We start from the raw sequence: 18,395 nt of genomic DNA, 5'->3' as shown, positions 1-18,395 counted from the left end.
GATCGGGGGTTGGGCAGATGGCTGAGCAATACGTGGCCGCAGTGGATCAGGGGACGAACTCGACGCGGTGCATCCTCTTCGATCGGCGCGGGCGGTTGGTGTCGGTGGCACAGCGGGAGCACCACCAGCTCTTCCCCCGGCCGGGCTGGGTCGAGCACGACGCCGGCGAGATCTGGAACAACGTCACCCGCGTGGTACCCGCCGCGATCCGGCAGATCGGCGCCTCGCCGTCCCAAATTGTTGCCATCGGCATCGCCAACCAGCGCGAGACCAGCCTGCTCTGGGACCGGATCACCGGCCGGCCGATCGGCCACGCGGTGACCTGGCAGGACACCCGGACGGACCGGCTCGTCACCGAACTGGCCGGCACCGAAGGCCCGGACCGGTTCGCGGATCTGTGCGGTCTCCCGTTGACGACGTACTTCTCCGCGCCGCGGATCAAGTGGATGCTCGACCACACCTCCGGTCTGCGGCAACGCGCCGAGCGCGGCGAGATCCTCTTCGGCACGATGGAAAGCTGGCTGATCTGGAACTTCACCGGCGGCGCGAACGGTGGACTGCACGCCACCGACGTGACCAACGCGAGCCGTACGATGCTGATGAACATCGAGACGCTCGAATGGGACGACAGGCTGCTGCAGGCGTTCGACGTACCGCGCGCGATCCTGCCGGAGATCCGCCCGTCGTCCGGGGTGTTCGCGACCGCGACCGAGGTGCTTCCCGGGGTCCGGATCGGCGCGGCCCTCGGTGATCAGCAGGCCGCGCTGTTCGGACAGACCTGCTTCAGTGCCGGTGAGGCGAAGTGCACCTACGGCACCGGATCGTTCCTGCTGCTGCACACCGGGCAGGAGATCGTCCGGTCCAAGCACGGCATGCTGACCACGGTCGCGTACCAGATCGGTGACCACCCGGCGTCGTACGCGCTGGAAGGGTCGATGGCAGTGACCGGCTCACTGGTGCAGTGGTTCCGGGACGGGCTCGGGATGATCCACACCGCGGCCGAGATCGAGACGCTGGCCCGGACGGTCGAGGACAACGGCGGGGCATACATCGTGCCCGCGTTCTCCGGCCTGTTCGCGCCACACTGGCGGAGCGAGGCGCGCGGGGTGATCGCCGGGCTGACCGGCTACATCACCAAGGGCCATCTCGCCCGCGCGGTGCTGGAGGCGACCGCGTTCCAGACCCTCGAGGTGGTCGACGCGATGAACGCAGACTCCGGGATCGCGCTGACCGCGCTGAAGGTCGACGGCGGGATGACGGCCAACAATCTGCTGATGCAGTTCCAGGCCGATCTGCTCGACGTACCCGTGGTGCGCCCGATGGTGACCGAGACCGTCTCGCTCGGCGCGGCGTACGCCGCGGGCCTGGCGGTCGGCTACTGGCCCGACCTCGAGGGGCTCCGCAGCAACTGGCACCGCGCCGGCCAGTGGCTGCCGCACATGGATCCCGCCCGCCGCGAGACCGAGTACACGAACTGGAAATCCGCCGTCCAACGCACCTTCAACTGGATCCGCCCGGAGGACCAGAGCCTGTAACCAGCCGGCCACGGAACAACTGGATGCTGATGGCAACGATCCAGAGCCAGAACAGGCTGTACGGGATCAGCCAGATGTCGGTCGTCCAGAAGGCGCGGCCGAGCAGGAATCCGACCGCCGCCACCAGCGCGAGCCAGCCGAGCAAGTTCGGCAACTGGTGGGCTGACAGGAAGATCCAGCCGGCGGCGAACAGGAAGCCCGCCAGCGGGACCCAGGAGGTCGCGAAGCCGAGATTGCCCATGTCGAACGCGTACCGGGCGATCTGCGGCTCGACTCCTTCGTCGACGCGGAACGCCGCGAGCTCCCACCCAGGACTCATCACCAGGACCACGAAGGCGATCCCGGATGTGAAGGCGGCGGCCGAGCGCCAGGCTGGACGGCCTTCAACCTCCCGGAGCACCACCGAGACGCCCGCCACGAACCAGGCCAGCGCCAGTACGGCGAGCACCCCCAGGAAGCTCCCGGTGGCGTAGAGGGTGTCGTGGCGGGCCTGCAGGAAGCGCAGGATCTCGTCGGCCGAGGCGTCGAACGGCGGCTCGGCGCCACCGACCTGCTGCAGTCCCTGGCTCGTGAACACCAGGACCAGACCGGTCAGTCCGGCCACCCCCGTGGCGACGGACATCGTCCGCCACTGCGCATTCAGCTGTGTGATCTCCCCGGCCATGCAGCCCTCCCCTGGCTCACATGTTTCGAGTAAGCCACGGGAGGGCTGGAGCGTCCAGAGGTCAGGCAGGCGACACGATATCCGGCGCCTCGAGGCGGACCTTGTCGGCGGACTCGTCGTCGGGCTGCTCCTGGGAGTCGCGCTCGGACTGGACCCGGCGGAGGTAGACCGAGACCTCGCGCTCGATCGCCGCCTCGTCCCAGCCGAGGGTCGGGGCGATCAGGCGGGCCGCGGCCTCGGCTGCGCCGACTCCACGGTCCCAGGCCTCGATCGAGATCCGGGTCCGGCGAGCCAGAACGTCGTCGAGATGGCGTGCGCCTTCGGCCTTGGCGCCGTACACGATCTCGGCCTTCAGGTAGTCCTGTGTGCCGGGCAGTTGCTCGCCGAGCGTCGGGTCCTCCTCGACCAGCGCGAGGACCTCGTCGATCATTGCGCCGTACCGGTTCAGCAGGTGCTCGATCCGGGCCACGTGCAGGCCGGAGCGCTGCGCGATCAGGTGCCGTTGGTTCCACAGGGCGTGATAGCCGTCGGCGCCGACCAGCGGGGTGGTCTTGGTGACCGACTTCGGCACCCGGCCGTCCAGGGCCGCCGCGGCGGCGTCGATCGCGTCCTTGGCCATCACCCGGTATGTCGTGTACTTGCCGCCGGCAACGACCACCAGGCCCGGCGCGGCGTGCGCGACGAGGTGTTCGCGGGACAGCTTCGACGTGCTCTCCGACTCACCGGCGAGCAGCGGCCGCAACCCGGCGTACACACCCTCGACGTCCTCGCGCGTCAGTGGCGTGGTGAGGACCGCGTTGACGTGCTCGAGCAGGTACTCGATGTCCTTGCTGGTCGCGGCCGGGTGGGCCTTGTCCAGGTGCCAATCGGTGTCGGTGGTGCCGATCAGCCAGTGCCGGCCCCACGGGATGATGAACAGCACGGACTTCTCGGTCCGCAGGATCATCCCGGTGCTGGACTGGATCCGGTCCTTCGGGACGACGAGGTGGATGCCCTTCGAGGCGCGCACGTGGTACTGACCGCGCTCCCCCACCATCGCCTGGGTGTCGTCGGTCCAGACGCCGGTCGCGTTCACGACCTGCTTGGCCCGGACCTCGAACTCGCGGCCGCTCTCCAGGTCCTTGGCCCGCACTCCGGTGACGCGCTCACCCTGCCGCAGGAAACCGGTGACCTTGACCCTGTTGGCCACGTGAGCGCCGTACGACGCCGCCGTCCGGGCGAGCTCCATCGTGTGCCGGGCGTCGTCGACCTGGGCGTCGTAGTACTGCAGTGCGCCGATCAGGGCGGACTTCCGCAGGCTCGGGACCAGCCGCATCGCGCCGCGGCGGGTCAGGTGCCGGTGGAGCGGCAGTCCGGCGCCGAAACCAGAGCTGACGGCCATACCGTCGTACAGGGCCACGCCGGCGCCGGCGTAGAACCGCTCCCACCACCGGTGCTGGAGCGGGTAGAGGAACGGCACCGGCTTGACCAGATGCGGTGCCAGGCGTTGCAGGAGCAGACCTCGCTCCTGCAACGCCTCGTGGACCAGCCGGAAGTCGAGCATCTCCAGGTAGCGCAGGCCACCGTGGACGAGCTTGCTGGACCGGCTGGAGGTGCCGCTGGCGAAGTCGCGCGCCTCCAGCAGTCCGGTGGTCAAGCCACGGGTCGCGGCGTCCAGCGCCGACCCGGTGCCGACCACCCCGCCACCGATCACCAGGACGTCCAGTTCCCGTCCGTCGGCCATCGCGTCGATCGCTTCGGCCCTCGCTTGCGGTGACAGAGCCACTACGCCCACTGTGCTGTTCCTTCCGATTCCGTTACCTACTGCCGATACCGCCTGATCAGCCGACGTCGACCCAGTCAAGCGTGCGCTGGACCGCCTTCTGCCAGCCGGCGTACCCCGTGGCCCGCTGTTCATCGTTCCACTGCGGCTCCCACCGCTTGTCCTCGTTCCAGTTCTGGACGAGTTCCTCCTTGTTCTTCCAGAAGCCGACCGCCAGGCCGGCCGCGTACGCCGCCCCGAGCGCCGTGGTCTCCGCCACGACCGGCTTGCTCACCGCCACGCCGAGGATGTCGGCCTGCATCTGCATGCACAGCTCGTTGGCGGTGATGCCACCGTCCACTTTGAGCACGTCCAGCTTGACGCCGGAGTCCTTCTCCATCGCGTCCGAGACGTCCTTGCTCTGGTAGCAGATCGCTTCCAGTGTTGCTCGGGCCAGGTGGGCGTTGGTGTTGAACCGCGACAGTCCGACGATCGCACCGCGAGCGTCGGAGCGCCAGTACGGCGCGAACAGGCCGGAGAACGCGGGCACGAAGTACACCCCGCCGTTGTCCGCGACCTGCCGGGCCAGCGTCTCGGTCTCCGCCGCGCCGGAGATGATACCGAGCTGGTCCCGCAGCCACTGGACGGCCGACCCGGTCACCGCGATCGAACCCTCCAGCGCGTAGACCGGCGCCTCGTCACCGAACTTGTAGCACATCGTGGTGAGCAGGCCCGCCTTCGACCGGACCAGCTCGGTGCCGGTGTTCAGCAGCATGAAGTTACCGGTGCCGTAGGTGTTCTTCGCCTCGCCCGGGTTGAAGCAGACCTGACCGACGGTCGCCGCCTGCTGGTCGCCGAGGTCACCGGTCAGTGGCACCACCCCGCCCACTGGCCCGTTCGCGAGCGTCTCGCCGTACTTGTTCGGGTCCGACGACGGCCGGATCTCCGGCAGCATCTGCCGCGGGATGTTGAAGAACGAGATCAGCTCGTCGTCCCAGTCGAGCGTCTCCAGGTTCATCAGCATCGTGCGGCTGGCGTTCGTCACATCGGTGACGTGGACACCGCCTTCGGTACCGCCGGTGAGATTCCACAGCACCCAGCTGTCGGTGTTGCCGAAGATCGCGTCGCCCGCCTCGGCGGCCTCGCGGACGCCGTCGACGTTCTCCAGGATCCACTGCACCTTGCCGGCCGAGAAGTACGTCGCCGGCGGCAGGCCGGCCTTCTGCCGGATCACGTCCCCCTTGCCCTCGCGGTCCAGCGCGGAGGCGATCCGGTCGGTCCGGGTGTCCTGCCAGACGATCGCGTTGTAGTAGGGCCGCCCGGTCTTGCGGTTCCAGACCACCGCGGTCTCGCGCTGGTTGGTGATGCCGACCGCCGCCAGGTCGCTGGCCTGCAGACCCTGCGCGTTCATCGCGGTCCGGATGACCGAGCTGGTCCGCTCCCAGATCTCCACCGGGTTGTGCTCGACCCAGCCGGCCTGCGGCAGGATCTGGTCGTGCTCCAGCTGGTGGATACCCACCTCGTTGCCGGAGTGGTCGAAGATCATGAATCGGGTGCTCGTGGTGCCTTGATCGACGGCACCGACGAAGTCAGCCATGGAAAGTCCTCTCCTCACACTGCTCTGTGCTGCGATGCGTCATGCTGCGGTCTCCTCGTCGGGAACTCGGCCCGGCTCCTCGTCCGCGTCACCGACGGGCAGGTTCCGACCGACCAGGAGGTCGTAGAGGAGCGCGCCGATGAGTGCCCCGATGATCGGTCCCACGATCGGGACCCAGAAATAGAGGTCTCCGAACTGGTCCTTGAAAGCTCCCCCGTAGCCGGTCAGGTAGGAGGCCAGCCGGGGCCCGAAGTCACGCGCCGGGTTGATCGCGTAGCCGGCCAGCGTGCCCCAGGCCATTCCGATGCCGACGACCAGCAGGCCGATCAGGAACGGGCCCAGGTTCGCCGCGGGGGCGGTGTTGCGCAGGTCGACGATGGCCAGGATGACCAGCATGAGGATCGCGGTGCCGATGATCTGGTCGAGGAAACCGCCCCATACCCCGACCCCGAGCTCCACGCTGCCGTTGCCCGGCAGGGTGGAGAACACGCCCTGACTCTTGATGGTCAGGCCAGGGTCGAACTTCTCCAGAACGGCGTTGTAGTTCCAGCGGACCACCAGAGCCGCCACGAACGCGCCGAGGAACTGCGCACCGATGTACGGCAGCACCTTCCGCCAGGCGAACCCACGGAACGCCGCCAGGGCGATCGTGACCGCGGGATTGATGTGGGCGCCGCTGATCCGGGCGGACACGTACACGCCCATCGTCACGCCGATACCCCAGGCCCATGCAATCGAGTCGTGATCCCCAATACCACCGGCCACCACTTGGGCCACCACACCCACACCGAACAGGATCAGGATGAACGTTCCGGCGAACTCCGCGGAACACTCAGCCAGAAGGGTTCGTGCTTTGACCGCTTCGGTCGTAGCCATACCGAGCCTCCCTTCCACGCCGTGACGACCACGGCTGTCCGGAATCTAGGAGCGATCGCGAGGCGGCACAACGCCCATCGTTCGACATTGTCGAACGCCGCGCCACCGACCTCCGACTGCGACACACGGTGACCTCATCGCCTCGAACGGGTACCACCCGGACAGGTCTCAGATCTCACCTCGTGCCAACCGGCTCGGGTCGGTCGGCGTCTGGGGTTTGGGGCTTCTCGGCTTCTGGAGGGGTTGGATGAACGTGTCGCTGCTCGGGGGCTGGTTTCCGGCGATGCTGGACGTCGTGACCGCTGCCGCCCTCGTGGTCGCGGTGGGGTGGCGGGATCGGCAGTGGCGCGTACGGGCGGTGCCGATGATCGCGGGTGGGGCGACGTTCGGGACGCTGATCGCCGCGTATCCGGCGGCACGATTGCTCGGCATCACCGATCCGCTGCCGTTCCACGTCTGGCTCTGGTTCGGGGCCGGGCTGGCGGCGTTGATCGTGCTGGCGGCCGGGTGGCGGAGCGCGCGCTGGTGGCGACGCGGGACGGCGGTCGTGGCGATCGCGCTCGCGACGCTGGTTTTCGCGAACCAGATCAACCAGTTCGTCGGCTACTACCCGACCATCTCCGCGGCGGTGAACGACTGGACCCACACCCCGCTGCCCGGTCAGGAATCCATGTCCGGGCTGGCACACGACGCCGGTACGGCGAAACTCCCGCCGGCCGGTCGATTGGTCGCGGTGAACATCCCACCGGCGTACAGCGGATTCCGGCATCGGCAGGAGCTGGTCTACCTGCCGCCGATCTGGTTCCGCGGCCGTCATCGGCCGACGCTGCCCGTGGTGGAGCTGATCGGCGGCGAGCGCGGTGGTCCGGGTGACTGGGTCCGGCTCGGCAACGCCGTACAGGTGTCGGACGACTACGCCCACCGCCACCACGGGTACGCGCCGATCCTCGTCTTCACCGATTCGATCGGGAGGTTCACCAACGACACCGAATGCGTCAACGGTCCGCGGGGCAACTCCGCCGACCATCTCGACCAGGACATCCCGCATTTCATCGAGCACACCTTCGACGCGTCCCGGAATCCGGCGCAGTGGGCCGTCGCCGGATTCTCGATGGGCGGCACCTGCGCCCTCGACCTGGTCGTCGAGCACCCGTCGACCTTCACCCACTTCGTCGACATCTCCGGCGACCTGGCCCCGAACAGCGGCGAGCCGGCCCAGACCCTCGCCGATCTGTACGGCGGGAACGTCGCCGCCGAGCACGCGAACGAACCGCTCCTGGTCATGCCTGCCCACGGCCGGTACCGCGGTGTGAGCGGCCTGTTCCTCACCAGCACCGCCGAGCTCCGGCACCAGCACGAGGCCGAGGAACTCTCCCAGGCCGCGGCCAAGGTGGACATCTGGTCCCGGGTCGACATCTCCCCCGGCAGCCACGTCTGGCAGTTCGCCGGTCCCGCCTTCGCGACCGCCTACCCTTGGTTGGCGAACCAGCTCGCCGCCGCCCCGGCTCACCGCGAAGCGAGGTCCTCGAAACCGGCGTGATGCCCAGACTGCGACGGCTCACCACCGCACTGCTTCTCATCGCACTCGTCGCCACCCTGGCCCGCGGCGGCGCGGTGAGCGCCACACCGCGGCCGCCGACCCCAGCGGTCGCTCAGCTCCATGTCGTCGCGCTCGGCGACTCGGTCACCTCAGGCACGGCCTGCAACTGCGCTGCCTTCCCCACGATGTACGGCGACCTTCTGCACACCCGGACCGGCGACACCGTCACCGTCGACAACCTTGGCGCAGGTGGCCTCGACAGCACCGGTCTGCTCCGGCGGCTCGACCAGCCCAACTCCCCCACGGAGCAAGCGATCTCCGTCGCCGACCTCGTGCTGCTCACCATCGGCGCGAACGACTTCGGCGACCACCACGACGACGTCACCGCCGGCCGCTGCACCGACACCGACTGCGTCGCCGACGAGCGCGAACAACTCACCATCAACCTGCACCGGATCCTCGGCCGCATCCACGCCCTGCGCGGCGATCAGCCGACCACGATCCTGGCGACCGGCTACTGGAACGTCTTCGAGGACGGCGAGGTCGCCCGCCGTACCTTCCCGGTCACGGGTCGCGCGGCCACCGACCAACTCACGCTCCAGGTCAACTCCGCGATCGCCGGCGCCGCCCAGAAGGACGACGCGAGATACGTCGACATCTACACGCCCTTCGAGCGCGACGCCGCCGACGTCACGACCCTGTTGGCCCCCGACGGCGACCACCCCAACGCCGCGGGCCACGCCCTCATCGCCCGGCTGCTCCTCGAGGCGACGCCCAGCCACTGACCTCAGCTGTCCTGTGTGTCCGGGCTCGGGGCCGGAGCCACGGGCTTGTCGGAGGGCTGGTTCTCCGGGAAGTGGCAGGCGGCCTGGTGACCGGGAGCCAGCTGCAGCAGCGGCGGCTCGGTGGTCTTGCAGATGTCCTGCGCCTTCCAGCAGCGGGTGTGGAAGCGGCACGCGGGAGGCGGGTTGATCGGACTCGGGACGTCGCCCTGGAGGCGGATGCGTTCCTGCTTGGCCTTCCGCTTGGTGTCCGGGACCGGGACGGCCGACATCAGCGCCACCGTGTAGGGATGCATCGGGCTCTCGTACAGGTCGACCCGGTCGGCGAGCTCGACGATCTTGCCGAGGTACATGACCGCGACCCGGTCCGACACGTGCCGTACGACGGACAGATCGTGAGCGATCATCACGTACGTCAGTTCGAACTCTTCCTGCAGGTCCTCCAGCAGGTTCACGACCTGGGCCTGGATCGACACGTCCAGGGCGGACACCGGCTCGTCGGCGACGATCAGCTTCGGGCGGAGGGCGAGCGTCCGTGCGATGCCGATGCGCTGGCGCTGACCGCCGGAGAACTCGTGCGGGTACCGGTTGTAGTGCTCCGGGCTCAGGCCGACCAGCTCGAGCAGCTCCTGCACCGCACGCTTCACGCCGTGCTCGGTCTTCACGTGCTGCAACTTGAACGGGGCGCCGACGATCTTGCCGACCGTGTGCCGCGGGTTCAGCGAGCCGTACGGGTCCTGGAAGATCATCTGCACGTCGCGACGCAGCGGACGCATCTTCCCGTCGCCGATATGGCTGATGTCCCTACCCTCGAGGACGATCTGCCCCGAGGTCGGCTCCAGCAGCCGGGTGAGCAGCCGTCCGGTCGTGGTCTTGCCACAACCGGACTCCCCCACCAACGAGAGTGTCTCGCCGCGGGTCACGTTGAAGGTCAGTCCGTCGACCGCCTGAACGGCGCCCACCTGGCGCTGCAGCAGGCCCTTGCGGATCGGGAAGTGCTTCACCAGGCCGGTGACCGACAGCAGCTCCTCGCCGAGCTTCGGCGCGACTACGCCCGGGACGGCGGTGGGGTCGGTGTTCGCAGTTGTCACAGTCGTCGTCCCGTTCAGAGCTTCGGCTTGATGTCGGTCTCCCACGCTGTCTTGCGGTTCTCCGGGGAGAGATGGCAGGCGACCAAGTGGCCGTCACCGATGTCCAGCAGGTCCGGCCGTTCGGTCTCGCTGGCGCCGCCGTTCAGGTGCGCGTAGTTGCAGCGCGGGTTGAACGCGCAGCCCTTCGGCACGTTGATCAGGCTCGGCGGCGTGCCCTTGATCGGGATCAGCCGCTCGCTGCGCTCCCGGTCGATCCGCGGCATCGAGCCGAGCAGACCCCAGGTGTACGGGTGCTGCGGCCGGTCGAAGATGTCCTCCGCGGTGCTGTACTCGACCGCCCGGCCGGCGTACATCACCTGGATGTCGTCGGCCAGCTCGGCGACCACACCGAGGTCGTGGGTGATGATGATGACGGCGGAGTTGAACTCGCGCTGCAGGTCCCGGATCAGGTCCAGGATCTGCGCCTGCACGGTGACGTCGAGGGCCGTGGTCGGCTCGTCCGCTATCAGCAGGTCCGGGTCGCAGGACAGCGCCATCGCGATCATCGCGCGCTGCCGCATACCACCGGAGAACTGGTGCGGGTACGCGTCGACCCGCCGGTCCGGCTGCGGGATGCCGACCCGGTCGAGCATCTCGACCGCGTGCTTGCGCGCGACCTGCTTGCTCACCTGGTTGTGCACCCGGTACGCCTCGATGATCTGGTGCCCGACGGTGTAGAACGGGTGCATCGCCGACAGCGGGTCCTGGAAGATCATCGCCATCCGCTTGCCGCGGAGCTGTCGGACCTCCTCGGGCGTCGACGAGACCAGGTCCTGGCCGTCGAGGAAGATCTCGCCGCTGATCCTGGCCACACCCGGTGGGTTCAGGCCCATGATCGACAGGCTGGTCACGCTCTTGCCGGAGCCGGACTCGCCCACGATGCCGAGCGTCTTGCCCCGCTCGAGCTTGAAGGAGATCCCGTCGACCGACTTCACCACGCCGTCGTCGGTCGGGAAGTGCACCTTCAGGTCGCGGACGTCGAGGAACGCCTCGCCCCGCGGAATGCGCTGGACAGTGTCTTGCTGGGGTTCGGTCACGAGATCCGCACTCTCGGGTCGACGACGGCGTACAGAACATCGACGATCAGGTTCGCCAGCACGATGAAGAACGCGGCGACCAGCGTCACTCCGAGCACCTTGGGCAGGTCGTTCGCGCGCAGTGCGATGACCGCGTACTGGCCGATTCCGGGCAGCGAGAACGTCGTCTCGGTCAGGATCGCACCGCCGAGCAACAGTCCCAGGTCGAGACCGAAGATCGTCAGGATCGGTGTCAAGGCGGACCGCAGGCCATGCTTGGCGACCACCGTTCGTTCGGTCAGCCCCTTGGCCCGGGCCGTGCGGACGTAGTCCTCGTTCATCGTCTCGAGCATGCCGGCCCGCGTGAGTCGCGCGTACGCCGCGGCGTACAGGAAGGCGAGCGTGGTCCACGGAAGGATCAGGTCGTACGCCCATTCGAGCGGGTTCGAGGCGTCCATCGGGTTCGTGCCGCCCTGCGCGGTCCACCCAAGGCCGTAGCTGAAGATCGACAACGCCAACAGGCCGGTGAAGAAGATCGGCAGCGAGACGCCGGCCAGCGCCACGGACATGAGTGATCGGTCCAGCACCGACCCACGTCTGAGCGCGGAGACGACGCCGACGCCGACGCCGCTGACGAGCCAGATGACGGCCGCGCCGACCGCCAGCGACAGGGTGACCGGCATTCGGGCGACCAGATCCGGCCAGACCGGGGTCTGGTTCAGGAACGAGTAGCCGAAGCAGGGTGCCGGGCAGTGCTCGACGGCCGGGCCGTAGTTGTAGTCCTGCCCGACGAACAGGCCCTTCATGAAGCGGCCGTACTGCACCCAGAGCGGGTCGGTGAAGCCGAGCCTCACCGCGGTTTCGTGGATCTGCTCCGCGCCCGCACTCTTGCCGACATAGCGGGAGGCCAGGTCGTCGCTGGTGGCACCACCGAGCTTCGGGACGAGGAAGAAGATCGAGAACGTCACGGCCGTGACGATGAAGAGCAGGACTATTGCTCCGATCACCCGGCGGACCAGATATGCGAACACGGTACTTGGCTTGGTGGCCGGTGATCATCACGATCACCGGCCACCGTCAGCCTTCACCTACCTCTGCTGGCGAATGTTGGTCAGGGCAACCGACGACTACTTCAGGCCGATCCCGGCGTAGTCGTACATGTTCTGACTGTCGCTCACGTACACGTTGGCCAGGGTGTCCGGACGGTACAGCAGGCCCTTGGCCCAGATGCCCGGCAGGACGGCGGCCTGCTCCATGACCTTCTTGTCGACGTCGACCCAGATCTTCTCGCGCTCTGCCTTGTCGGTGGTCTTCAGGGCCTGGTCGATCAGCTGGTCGACCTCGGGGATCCGGACGCCCAGGTTGGTGTTACCACCGGTGGGCCGGATGACCCGGCTGTCGACGATCTGGCTCAGGAAGCCGAAACCGTCCGGCCAGTCAGCACCCCAGCTGTAGACGATCAGGCCGAGGTTGTTGGCCTTCGCGTAGTCCGGCTTGCCGGCGTACAGCTTGGTGTAGTCGCCGGTCGGGTAGCCCTTCGGGGTCAGCTTGATGCCGACCTTGGCCAGCGACTGCTGCAGCGACTCCGCAACCGCCTTCTCCTTCGGGCGGTCGGCCCGGTAGGCGATGTTGGTGCTGAAGCCGGTCGGCATGCCACAGGCCTGCAGCGACGCCTTCGCCTTGTCCGGGTTGCCGTTCTTGTCGGCCTCGAAGCCGTAGTCGTCGAACTTCTGCGAACCGGTGACCAGCGGCGGCATCAGGTTCGTCGCGATGTCACCACCGACCGGACCGCCGTACGCACGCTGGTAACCCTCGTGGTCGGCCGCGTACAGGATCGCCTTGCGGCAGTCGACGTTGTCCAGAGGCTTGACCTCGCTGTTGAACACGGTGAAGTTCAGCCGCGGTGCGGGGACGTTGTCGGCGTGCGCCTTCAGCTGCGGGTTCGCCAGGATCTTGGCCTGGGTCTCCGCCTGCACACCGGTGCCGGCGATGTCGACATCGAGGTCACCGGCCTGCAGCCGGTTGTCGATGTCCGGGCCGTTCACGTTGTACGTGACGGTGATCTTGTCCGGCAGCGCCTTGCGGCCCGAGTTCGGGTCGGTCTTCGGGTCGTACTGGTCGTTGCGGACCAGGGTCAGGCCCTTGTTCGGGTCGTTGCTCTCGAACTTGTACGGGCCGGTCGAGATCGGGTGCAGTTTGTACTTCGCGCCGGTGTCCTTGGCCTGCGGCACCGGAGCGGTGGCCGGCAGCTGGGCGAAGTAGTCGAAGCCGGCGAACGGCTTGTTCAGGTGGAAGACGATGGTGTTGGCGTCCGGCGTCTCGATCGCCTTGGCGATCCCGGCCATCGTCGGGTCCTTGTAGACGCTGTAGTTCTTCGGGACGTCCAGCAGGAAGTCGTTGAAGTACGTCGGACCGTTCGGCAGCGTGGCCTTGTCCAGCGAGCGGGCGACGCCGTACTTGACGTCCTTCGAGGTGACCTCGGTACCGTCCTCGAACTTGACGCCCTTGCGGATCTTGTAGGTCCAGGTCTTGGCGTCGTCACTCGGCACACCGGCCGCCTCGGCGAGGTCCGGAACGACCTCCGCACCCGCGGCGCCCGGAGCCGACTTGAAGACCATCAGCGGCCGGACGTAGTTGCGGACGAGGTTCCAGGACAGGCCGTAGTAGGTGTCACCCGGGTCCTGGGAGTCCCAGTTCTCGGTGATCGCCATCCGGAGCGTGCCGCCCTTTTTGTCGCTCGGGTTATAGATCCCGGTGACGGCCGCGTTGTACTGCGGCGTCGTCGAGTTACCACCGCTGCCGGACCCGCTGGAGCTCTTGTTGTTGTTGCCCCCGCAAGCCACCAGGCTCAACGCGACGGCCGCACTGACGGCGGTTACCGTCGTGATGCGATTCCATCTCATCTGTTGTTGCACCCCTTTTTTCGTGAGAGCCAGGCTCCCTGGTTGGAGAGAAGTCCTATCGCGACCGCGGGTCGAGGGCATCGCGCAAGCCGTCGCCGAACAGGTTGAAGGCCAGCACCGTGATGAAGATGGCCAGGCCGGGCGGGACCATGTAGAGCGGGTCGACCTGGTACCAGTTCGCGGCGATCGACAACATGTCACCCCAACTGGCAGTCGGCGGCCGGACACCGACGCCGAGGTACGACAGGGCCGCCTCGAACAGGACGTTGGTCGGGATCAGCAGCGTCGCGTAGACCAAGATCGGTGCGATCAGGTTCGGCAGCAGCTCGGTGAACAGGATGTACGGACGCCGGGCGCCGAGACTCCGGGCCGCGTCGACGAACTCCCGCTCCCGCAGCGACAGCGTCTGGCCGCGGATGATCCGGCCGATATACGGCCAGCTGAAGAAGCCGATGATGAACACGATCAGCGCCACCCGCAGGTTGTCACCGCTCAGTCCGAGCAGCGAGTCCGGCAGCGCACCGACCAGCGCCAACGCGAACAGCACCAGCGGGAAGGCCAGGAAGATGTCCATCAGCCGGCTGATCAGCGTGTCCACCACGCCGCCGAAGTAGCCGGCCACGACGCCTGCCACGGTGCCGATCACGACCGACAGCAGCGTGGCCAGGAACGCGATCAGCAGCGAGATCCGGGCGCCGTACACGATCCGGGCGAAGATGTCGCGGCCGTTCACCGGCTCGACCCCGAACGGATGGTTCCAGCTGATCCCGTTCGCCTTGCCGATCGGCGTCTGCAGCGACGGGTCGACCAGGTCCTGGTGGAAGTCGTTCGGCGTCACGCCGACGAGCTTGCAGAGCAGCGGCGCGAAGATCGCGACCAGGATCAGGAACAGCACGAAGGCACCGCCGGCCATGGCGACCTTGTCACGCTTCAGCCGCATCCACGAGATCTGCCAGAGCGACCGGCCCTCGATCCTGCCGGCACCCTCTGCGACCGCCTCAGGCTGCGCTGCCTCTGATCCGGGCTCGACATCGAGTGGCACTGTCACGCGAAGGTACCCCTGCCTCGGTCGGTTGAACCAGAACGAAATCCGGTATGGCTGCGGCCTTAACCTGCCGCCATTACAGCCCGGAGTCAAACGCGGAAAGTGCTGCGTTGCCCGATCGTGATCGTCAGGAAATCGTCCCGTATCGTGGACGTTCGGCAGTAAACCACGCTGACGCACCCACGGTCGCCGGGGCCTCGCGAACCGTTACTGTCATGGCATCTTTGTGTCATTTCCGCAGGACGGAGAGATAGAGGTACGACAGCGGGTCCATCGCCGCCGGAACGTTCTCCAGATCCTTGCCTGCGACCACGGTCAGCCGGCCCTGCCAGCTCGGGATCACCGGGGCCTCCCGGGCGAGCACGGTCTGTAACTGCCCGACCAGATCGTCGCGCTCCAGGCCGTTCTGCTCGGTGGTCTCCTGCTGCAGCAACTTCGACGCCGCGGCCGAGCGGTAGCCGTTCTGGAACGCTCCGTCGGTGGCGACGAACTGCGCGAGGTAGTCGTCGGCATCCGGGTACTCCGGGATCCAGCCCGCGTGGAACAGGTCGTACGCCCCGGCCCGGGTCAGCTGCTGGTACTGCGGCCACTCCGCGCTCCGCAAGGTCACCCGGAACAGGCCCGAAGCCTCGAGCTGCCGCTTGAGCTCGATCACCTCGGCCTTCGCGCCCGCGCCGTACTGCGTCGGCGTCCAGCCGACCGTCAGCGGCACCGGCACGGTGATGCCCGCGTCCTTCAGGATCGCCGTCGCGGCCGCCTTGCTCGGCTGCTTGTACTCCGTCGTGAACGCGTCGACCTGCCCACCGAACCCGGGCGGCACCACGGAGTACAGCGGCGTGACGTGGTCGCCGTACGCCTTCTTGGCGATCGCCGGACGGTCGATCAGCTGCGCGATCGCACGCCGTACAGCCGGCTGGCGCGCGATCAGGGACTTCATGTGGAAGGCGAAGAACCGCGTGTCCGCGTAGTCGCTGTCGATCACCTGGACCTGATCCGACTTGCGCAGCTTGTCCAGCAGGCTCGGGCCGAAGCCGTGGAAGGCCAGGTCGGCCTTGCCGGTGGTAATCGCCTGGTAGAGCGCGGTGGAGTCCTTCAGCAGGCTGATCTCGACCCCGTCGTTCTGCGCGCCACGCGGACCGTGGTACCCGGCGAACTTCGCCAGCGTGATCTCCTCGCCGGGCTTGTACGCCGTCACCTGGTACGGGCCGCTGCCCATCGCCTTGGTGTCGAGCAGCTTGTTCGCCGGGTAGGCCTCCTCGTCCACGATCGACGCGGCGGTCGTGGTCAGCAGGTACGGCAGCCGGGCGTCCGGGCTCTTCAGGTTGAACACCGCGGTCAGGTCGTCCGGCGTACTCACCGACTTCACCGAGGTGAACAGGCCGGCCGCGCCACCCGGCGTCTTCAGCCGGAGCATCCGGTCGAAGCTGAACTTCACGTCCGAGGACGTCAGCTCGTGCCCGTTCGGGAAGGTCAGGTGCTCCTTCAGGCTGCACGTGTACGTCGTCGGCGAGTCGTACTGGCAGTCCGCGGCATCCGGCACCGGAGTCGGCTTACCCGGCATGATCGTCAGCAGGGTCTGGTACAGATTCGCCTGCACCGTCCGCGAGCCCACGTCGTACGGACCGGCCGGGTCGAGCGACGTGATCGCGTCCGTGGTCGCGAGCCGGAGCACCATCAGCTTCGGCGTCGTCTCACCCTGGTGCGGCGCGTTGTCGTCCGGCTCGCCGCACGCGGCCAGGGACACGCCCAGCGCGCCCACCGCCGCGGCCGCCGACACCCGGCGCACCCACTCGATCACGATCTCACCCTTCCCCAGCCCGTTCCCCGAACAACAACGCCCCCGAGGGCATCAAGTGACGGTAACTCGTCAATGGAGCAGCGCGCGCAGGGACTCCGGGGTGAGGGGCTCGAGGGAGCCGACGACGAGCCGGCGTGGCGCCTCCGGGATCGACACCCATTGCGGTACGGCGACGACGTACGCGCCGGCCGCGGTCCCCGCCTGGGTGCCGGTGACCGAGTCCTCGATCACCACGCACTGCGCCGGGTCAACGCCGAGCTTCGCCGCGGCGGTCAGGTACGGCTCCGGGTGTGGCTTGCCGAGGGTTACCTCGTCGCCGGCAACGATCACGTCGAACGGCTCCGGCGGCAGGTGGCCGAGCACCGCGTCGATCATCGTCCGGTACGACGCCGAGACGAGCGCGCACGGGATTTCCTCCTTGCGCAGCGCCTGCAGGAGCTCGACCGCACCCGGCTGGAAGGTCACCTCCTTGCGGAGCGCCTCGATCACCTCGGAGAACATCCGGTCGGCCAGCTCGTCAGCGGTGATCACCCCCGCGGGGATCCGCGACATCCACACCTGCACGGCGTCCCGCAGGTCACTGCCGATCAGCCCGACACAATCCTCGACCGTCCAGGTCGCGCCCAGCTCGGCCAGCAGTCGCAGCTGGACCTCCGCCCAGACCTTCTCGGAGTCGACCAACGTCCCGTCCATGTCCCACAGCACCGCTTGCAGGGGTGGCAACTCCAGCTCCTCCGTCAGTCTCCGGCGATCACGTCACACCTAGTTTCCCGTGTCACCCCAGGTCAGGACATGCCGGGTCTCACCGACACGTTCCGCTGGGCGTGAAACCCGGCACGCCGGACCGGCCGAGCACGTAGGCTGGCAGTCCGGTTTCCGGCGACCCCGCCGGATGGCTACAGAGACGACAGGGGGCCTGCGAGTGGTTGACCTCGCGAACCTGAGGGACCCGGTCGTGATCGCCGCGTTCGAGGGCTGGAACGACGCGGCCGAGGCGGCCACCGGAGCGGTCGACCACCTCATCGACGAGTGGGAAGCGGAGCTCGTCACCGCGATCGACCCCGAGGACTACTACGACTTCCAGGTGAACCGGCCCCAGGTCGGCTTCGACGAGGACGGCGTGCGACGGCTGTCGTGGCCGACCACGCGGCTCTACCTGGCCCGCCCCGAGGACACCGACCGGGACGTGCTGCTGATCCGCGGCATCGAGCCGAACATGCGCTGGCGGGGCTTCTGCCAGGAGCTGCTCGAGGTCGTCGACGAGTCCAACGCGCAGATCGTCGTCGTGCTCGGTGCCCTGCTCGCGGACTCGCCGCACACCCGGCCGATCCCGGTCTCGGCGAGTTCGTCGGACCCGGAACTGGCCGCGTCCTGGAGCCTCGAGGCGTCGACGTACGAAGGCCCGACCGGCATTACCGGTGTCTTCGCCGACCTCTGCAGCACCCTCGGCATACCGTCGGTCTCGATCTGGTCCGCGATCCCCCACTACATCGCCGGCACCCCGTGCCCGAAGGCGTCCCTCGCCCTGCTCGGCAAGGTCGAGGCGCTGCTGGACCTGCAGATCCCCGAAGGCGACCTCCCGGAGCTGGCCCGCGCGTGGCAGCGCGGCGCCGACGAGCTCAGCGAGGAGGACCCGGAGGTCGCCGAGTACGTCCAGTCCCTCGAGGAACAACGCGACACCACCGACCTCCCCGAGGCCACCGGCGAAGCAATAGCCGCCGAATTCGAACGCTACCTACGCCGCCGCAACAAAAACCACCCGGAGTAG

At 67.9% G+C, this 18,395-nt stretch carries 15 protein-coding genes; 4 read left to right on the top strand and 11 right to left on the bottom strand.

Annotated features, from left to right (window positions below):
- Positions 1 to 17: 17 nt before the first annotated feature.
- Complete coding sequence (glpK, locus tag ACXC9Q_RS03130; protein ID WP_457054943.1) at positions 18 to 1,535, top strand: glycerol kinase GlpK; 1,518 nt, start codon at positions 18 to 20, stop codon at positions 1,533 to 1,535.
- Here the strand turns inward: glpK (ACXC9Q_RS03130) and ACXC9Q_RS03125 are convergent.
- The 4 genes from ACXC9Q_RS03125 to ACXC9Q_RS03110 form a co-directional block, all read right to left on the bottom strand.
- A complete protein-coding gene (locus ACXC9Q_RS03125) occupies positions 1,501 to 2,199 on the bottom strand; it encodes a hypothetical protein (protein WP_457054942.1) in 699 nt (232 codons plus the stop codon). The two genes, glpK (ACXC9Q_RS03130) and ACXC9Q_RS03125, sit on opposite strands and share 35 nt — an antisense overlap.
- Before the next feature lie 61 nt (positions 2,200 to 2,260).
- On the bottom strand, positions 2,261 to 3,973 hold the full coding sequence (locus ACXC9Q_RS03120) for a glycerol-3-phosphate dehydrogenase/oxidase (RefSeq protein WP_457054941.1): 1,713 nt from the start codon (positions 3,971 to 3,973) through the stop codon (positions 2,261 to 2,263).
- A gap of 46 nt (positions 3,974 to 4,019) precedes the next feature.
- The gene (glpK, locus tag ACXC9Q_RS03115; protein WP_457054940.1) at positions 4,020 to 5,537 is read right to left on the bottom strand and encodes a glycerol kinase GlpK; all 1,518 of its coding nucleotides are present in this window, start codon (positions 5,535 to 5,537) and stop codon (positions 4,020 to 4,022) included.
- A 39-nt stretch (positions 5,538 to 5,576) separates the two neighbouring features.
- On the bottom strand, positions 5,577 to 6,413 hold the full coding sequence (locus tag ACXC9Q_RS03110; RefSeq protein WP_457054939.1) for an MIP/aquaporin family protein: 837 nt from the start codon (positions 6,411 to 6,413) through the stop codon (positions 5,577 to 5,579).
- A gap of 247 nt (positions 6,414 to 6,660) precedes the next feature.
- Here ACXC9Q_RS03110 and ACXC9Q_RS03105 point away from each other — a divergent pair, with 247 nt between their 5' ends.
- Together ACXC9Q_RS03105 and ACXC9Q_RS03100 are read left to right on the top strand one after the other, a co-directional pair.
- The gene (locus ACXC9Q_RS03105) at positions 6,661 to 7,953 is read left to right on the top strand and encodes an alpha/beta hydrolase (RefSeq protein ID WP_457054938.1); all 1,293 of its coding nucleotides are present in this window, start codon (positions 6,661 to 6,663) and stop codon (positions 7,951 to 7,953) included.
- Entirely contained in the window at positions 7,953 to 8,738 is a 786-nt protein-coding gene (locus tag ACXC9Q_RS03100; RefSeq protein ID WP_457054937.1) for an SGNH/GDSL hydrolase family protein, read from the top strand. Before ACXC9Q_RS03105 ends, ACXC9Q_RS03100 begins: the two co-directional genes overlap by 1 nt.
- A 2-nt stretch (positions 8,739 to 8,740) precedes the next feature.
- Here ACXC9Q_RS03100 and ACXC9Q_RS03095 read toward each other — a convergent pair whose 3' ends face one another.
- The 7 genes from ACXC9Q_RS03095 to ACXC9Q_RS03065 form a co-directional block, all read right to left on the bottom strand.
- A complete protein-coding gene (locus tag ACXC9Q_RS03095) occupies positions 8,741 to 9,826 on the bottom strand; it encodes an ABC transporter ATP-binding protein (protein WP_457054936.1) in 1,086 nt (361 codons plus the stop codon).
- Between the two features lie 14 nt (positions 9,827 to 9,840).
- Positions 9,841 to 10,902: an ABC transporter ATP-binding protein gene (locus ACXC9Q_RS03090; RefSeq protein WP_457054935.1), complete on the bottom strand. Its 1,062-nt coding sequence runs from the start codon at positions 10,900 to 10,902 to the stop codon at positions 9,841 to 9,843.
- Positions 10,899 to 11,912, bottom strand: coding sequence for an ABC transporter permease (locus tag ACXC9Q_RS03085; protein WP_457054934.1), 1,014 nt, complete (start codon positions 11,910 to 11,912; stop codon positions 10,899 to 10,901). The genes ACXC9Q_RS03090 and ACXC9Q_RS03085 overlap by 4 nt, the downstream gene beginning before the upstream one ends.
- A gap of 96 nt (positions 11,913 to 12,008) precedes the next feature.
- The gene (locus tag ACXC9Q_RS03080; protein WP_457054933.1) at positions 12,009 to 13,784 is read right to left on the bottom strand and encodes an ABC transporter substrate-binding protein; all 1,776 of its coding nucleotides are present in this window, start codon (positions 13,782 to 13,784) and stop codon (positions 12,009 to 12,011) included.
- 55 nt (positions 13,785 to 13,839) lie between these two features.
- Positions 13,840 to 14,832, bottom strand: a complete 993-nt coding sequence (locus ACXC9Q_RS03075; protein ID WP_457054932.1) for an ABC transporter permease — start codon at positions 14,830 to 14,832, stop codon at positions 13,840 to 13,842.
- Between the two features lie 226 nt (positions 14,833 to 15,058).
- A complete protein-coding gene (locus ACXC9Q_RS03070; protein WP_457054931.1) occupies positions 15,059 to 16,627 on the bottom strand; it encodes an ABC transporter substrate-binding protein in 1,569 nt (522 codons plus the stop codon).
- Between the two features lie 69 nt (positions 16,628 to 16,696).
- Complete coding sequence (locus ACXC9Q_RS03065; protein ID WP_457054930.1) at positions 16,697 to 17,350, bottom strand: HAD family hydrolase; 654 nt, start codon at positions 17,348 to 17,350, stop codon at positions 16,697 to 16,699.
- 199 nt (positions 17,351 to 17,549) lie between these two features.
- Between ACXC9Q_RS03065 and ACXC9Q_RS03060 the strand changes: the two genes are divergently transcribed.
- Positions 17,550 to 18,395, top strand: coding sequence for a PAC2 family protein (locus tag ACXC9Q_RS03060; RefSeq protein WP_457054929.1), 846 nt, complete (start codon positions 17,550 to 17,552; stop codon positions 18,393 to 18,395).

It is taken from the genome of Kribbella sp. CWNU-51, from assembly GCF_054073265.1.
This window is presented reverse-complemented; position numbering and strand designations above follow the sequence as displayed.

Bases quoted from the DNA above. Each gene is read 5' to 3' on its own strand.
- glpK (WP_457054943.1), top strand. From the start codon at position 18: ATGGCTGAGCAATACGTGGCCGCAGTGGATCAGGGGACGAACTCGACG.
- ACXC9Q_RS03125 (WP_457054942.1), bottom strand. From the start codon at position 2,199: ATGGCCGGGGAGATCACACAGCTGAATGCGCAGTGGCGGACGATGTCC.
- glpK (WP_457054940.1), bottom strand. From the start codon at position 5,537: ATGGCTGACTTCGTCGGTGCCGTCGATCAAGGCACCACGAGCACCCGA.
- ACXC9Q_RS03110 (WP_457054939.1), bottom strand. From the start codon at position 6,413: ATGGCTACGACCGAAGCGGTCAAAGCACGAACCCTTCTGGCTGAGTGT.
- ACXC9Q_RS03105 (WP_457054938.1), top strand. From the start codon at position 6,661: ATGAACGTGTCGCTGCTCGGGGGCTGGTTTCCGGCGATGCTGGACGTC.
- ACXC9Q_RS03100 (WP_457054937.1), top strand. From the start codon at position 7,953: ATGCCCAGACTGCGACGGCTCACCACCGCACTGCTTCTCATCGCACTC.
- ACXC9Q_RS03080 (WP_457054933.1), bottom strand. From the start codon at position 13,784: ATGAGATGGAATCGCATCACGACGGTAACCGCCGTCAGTGCGGCCGTC.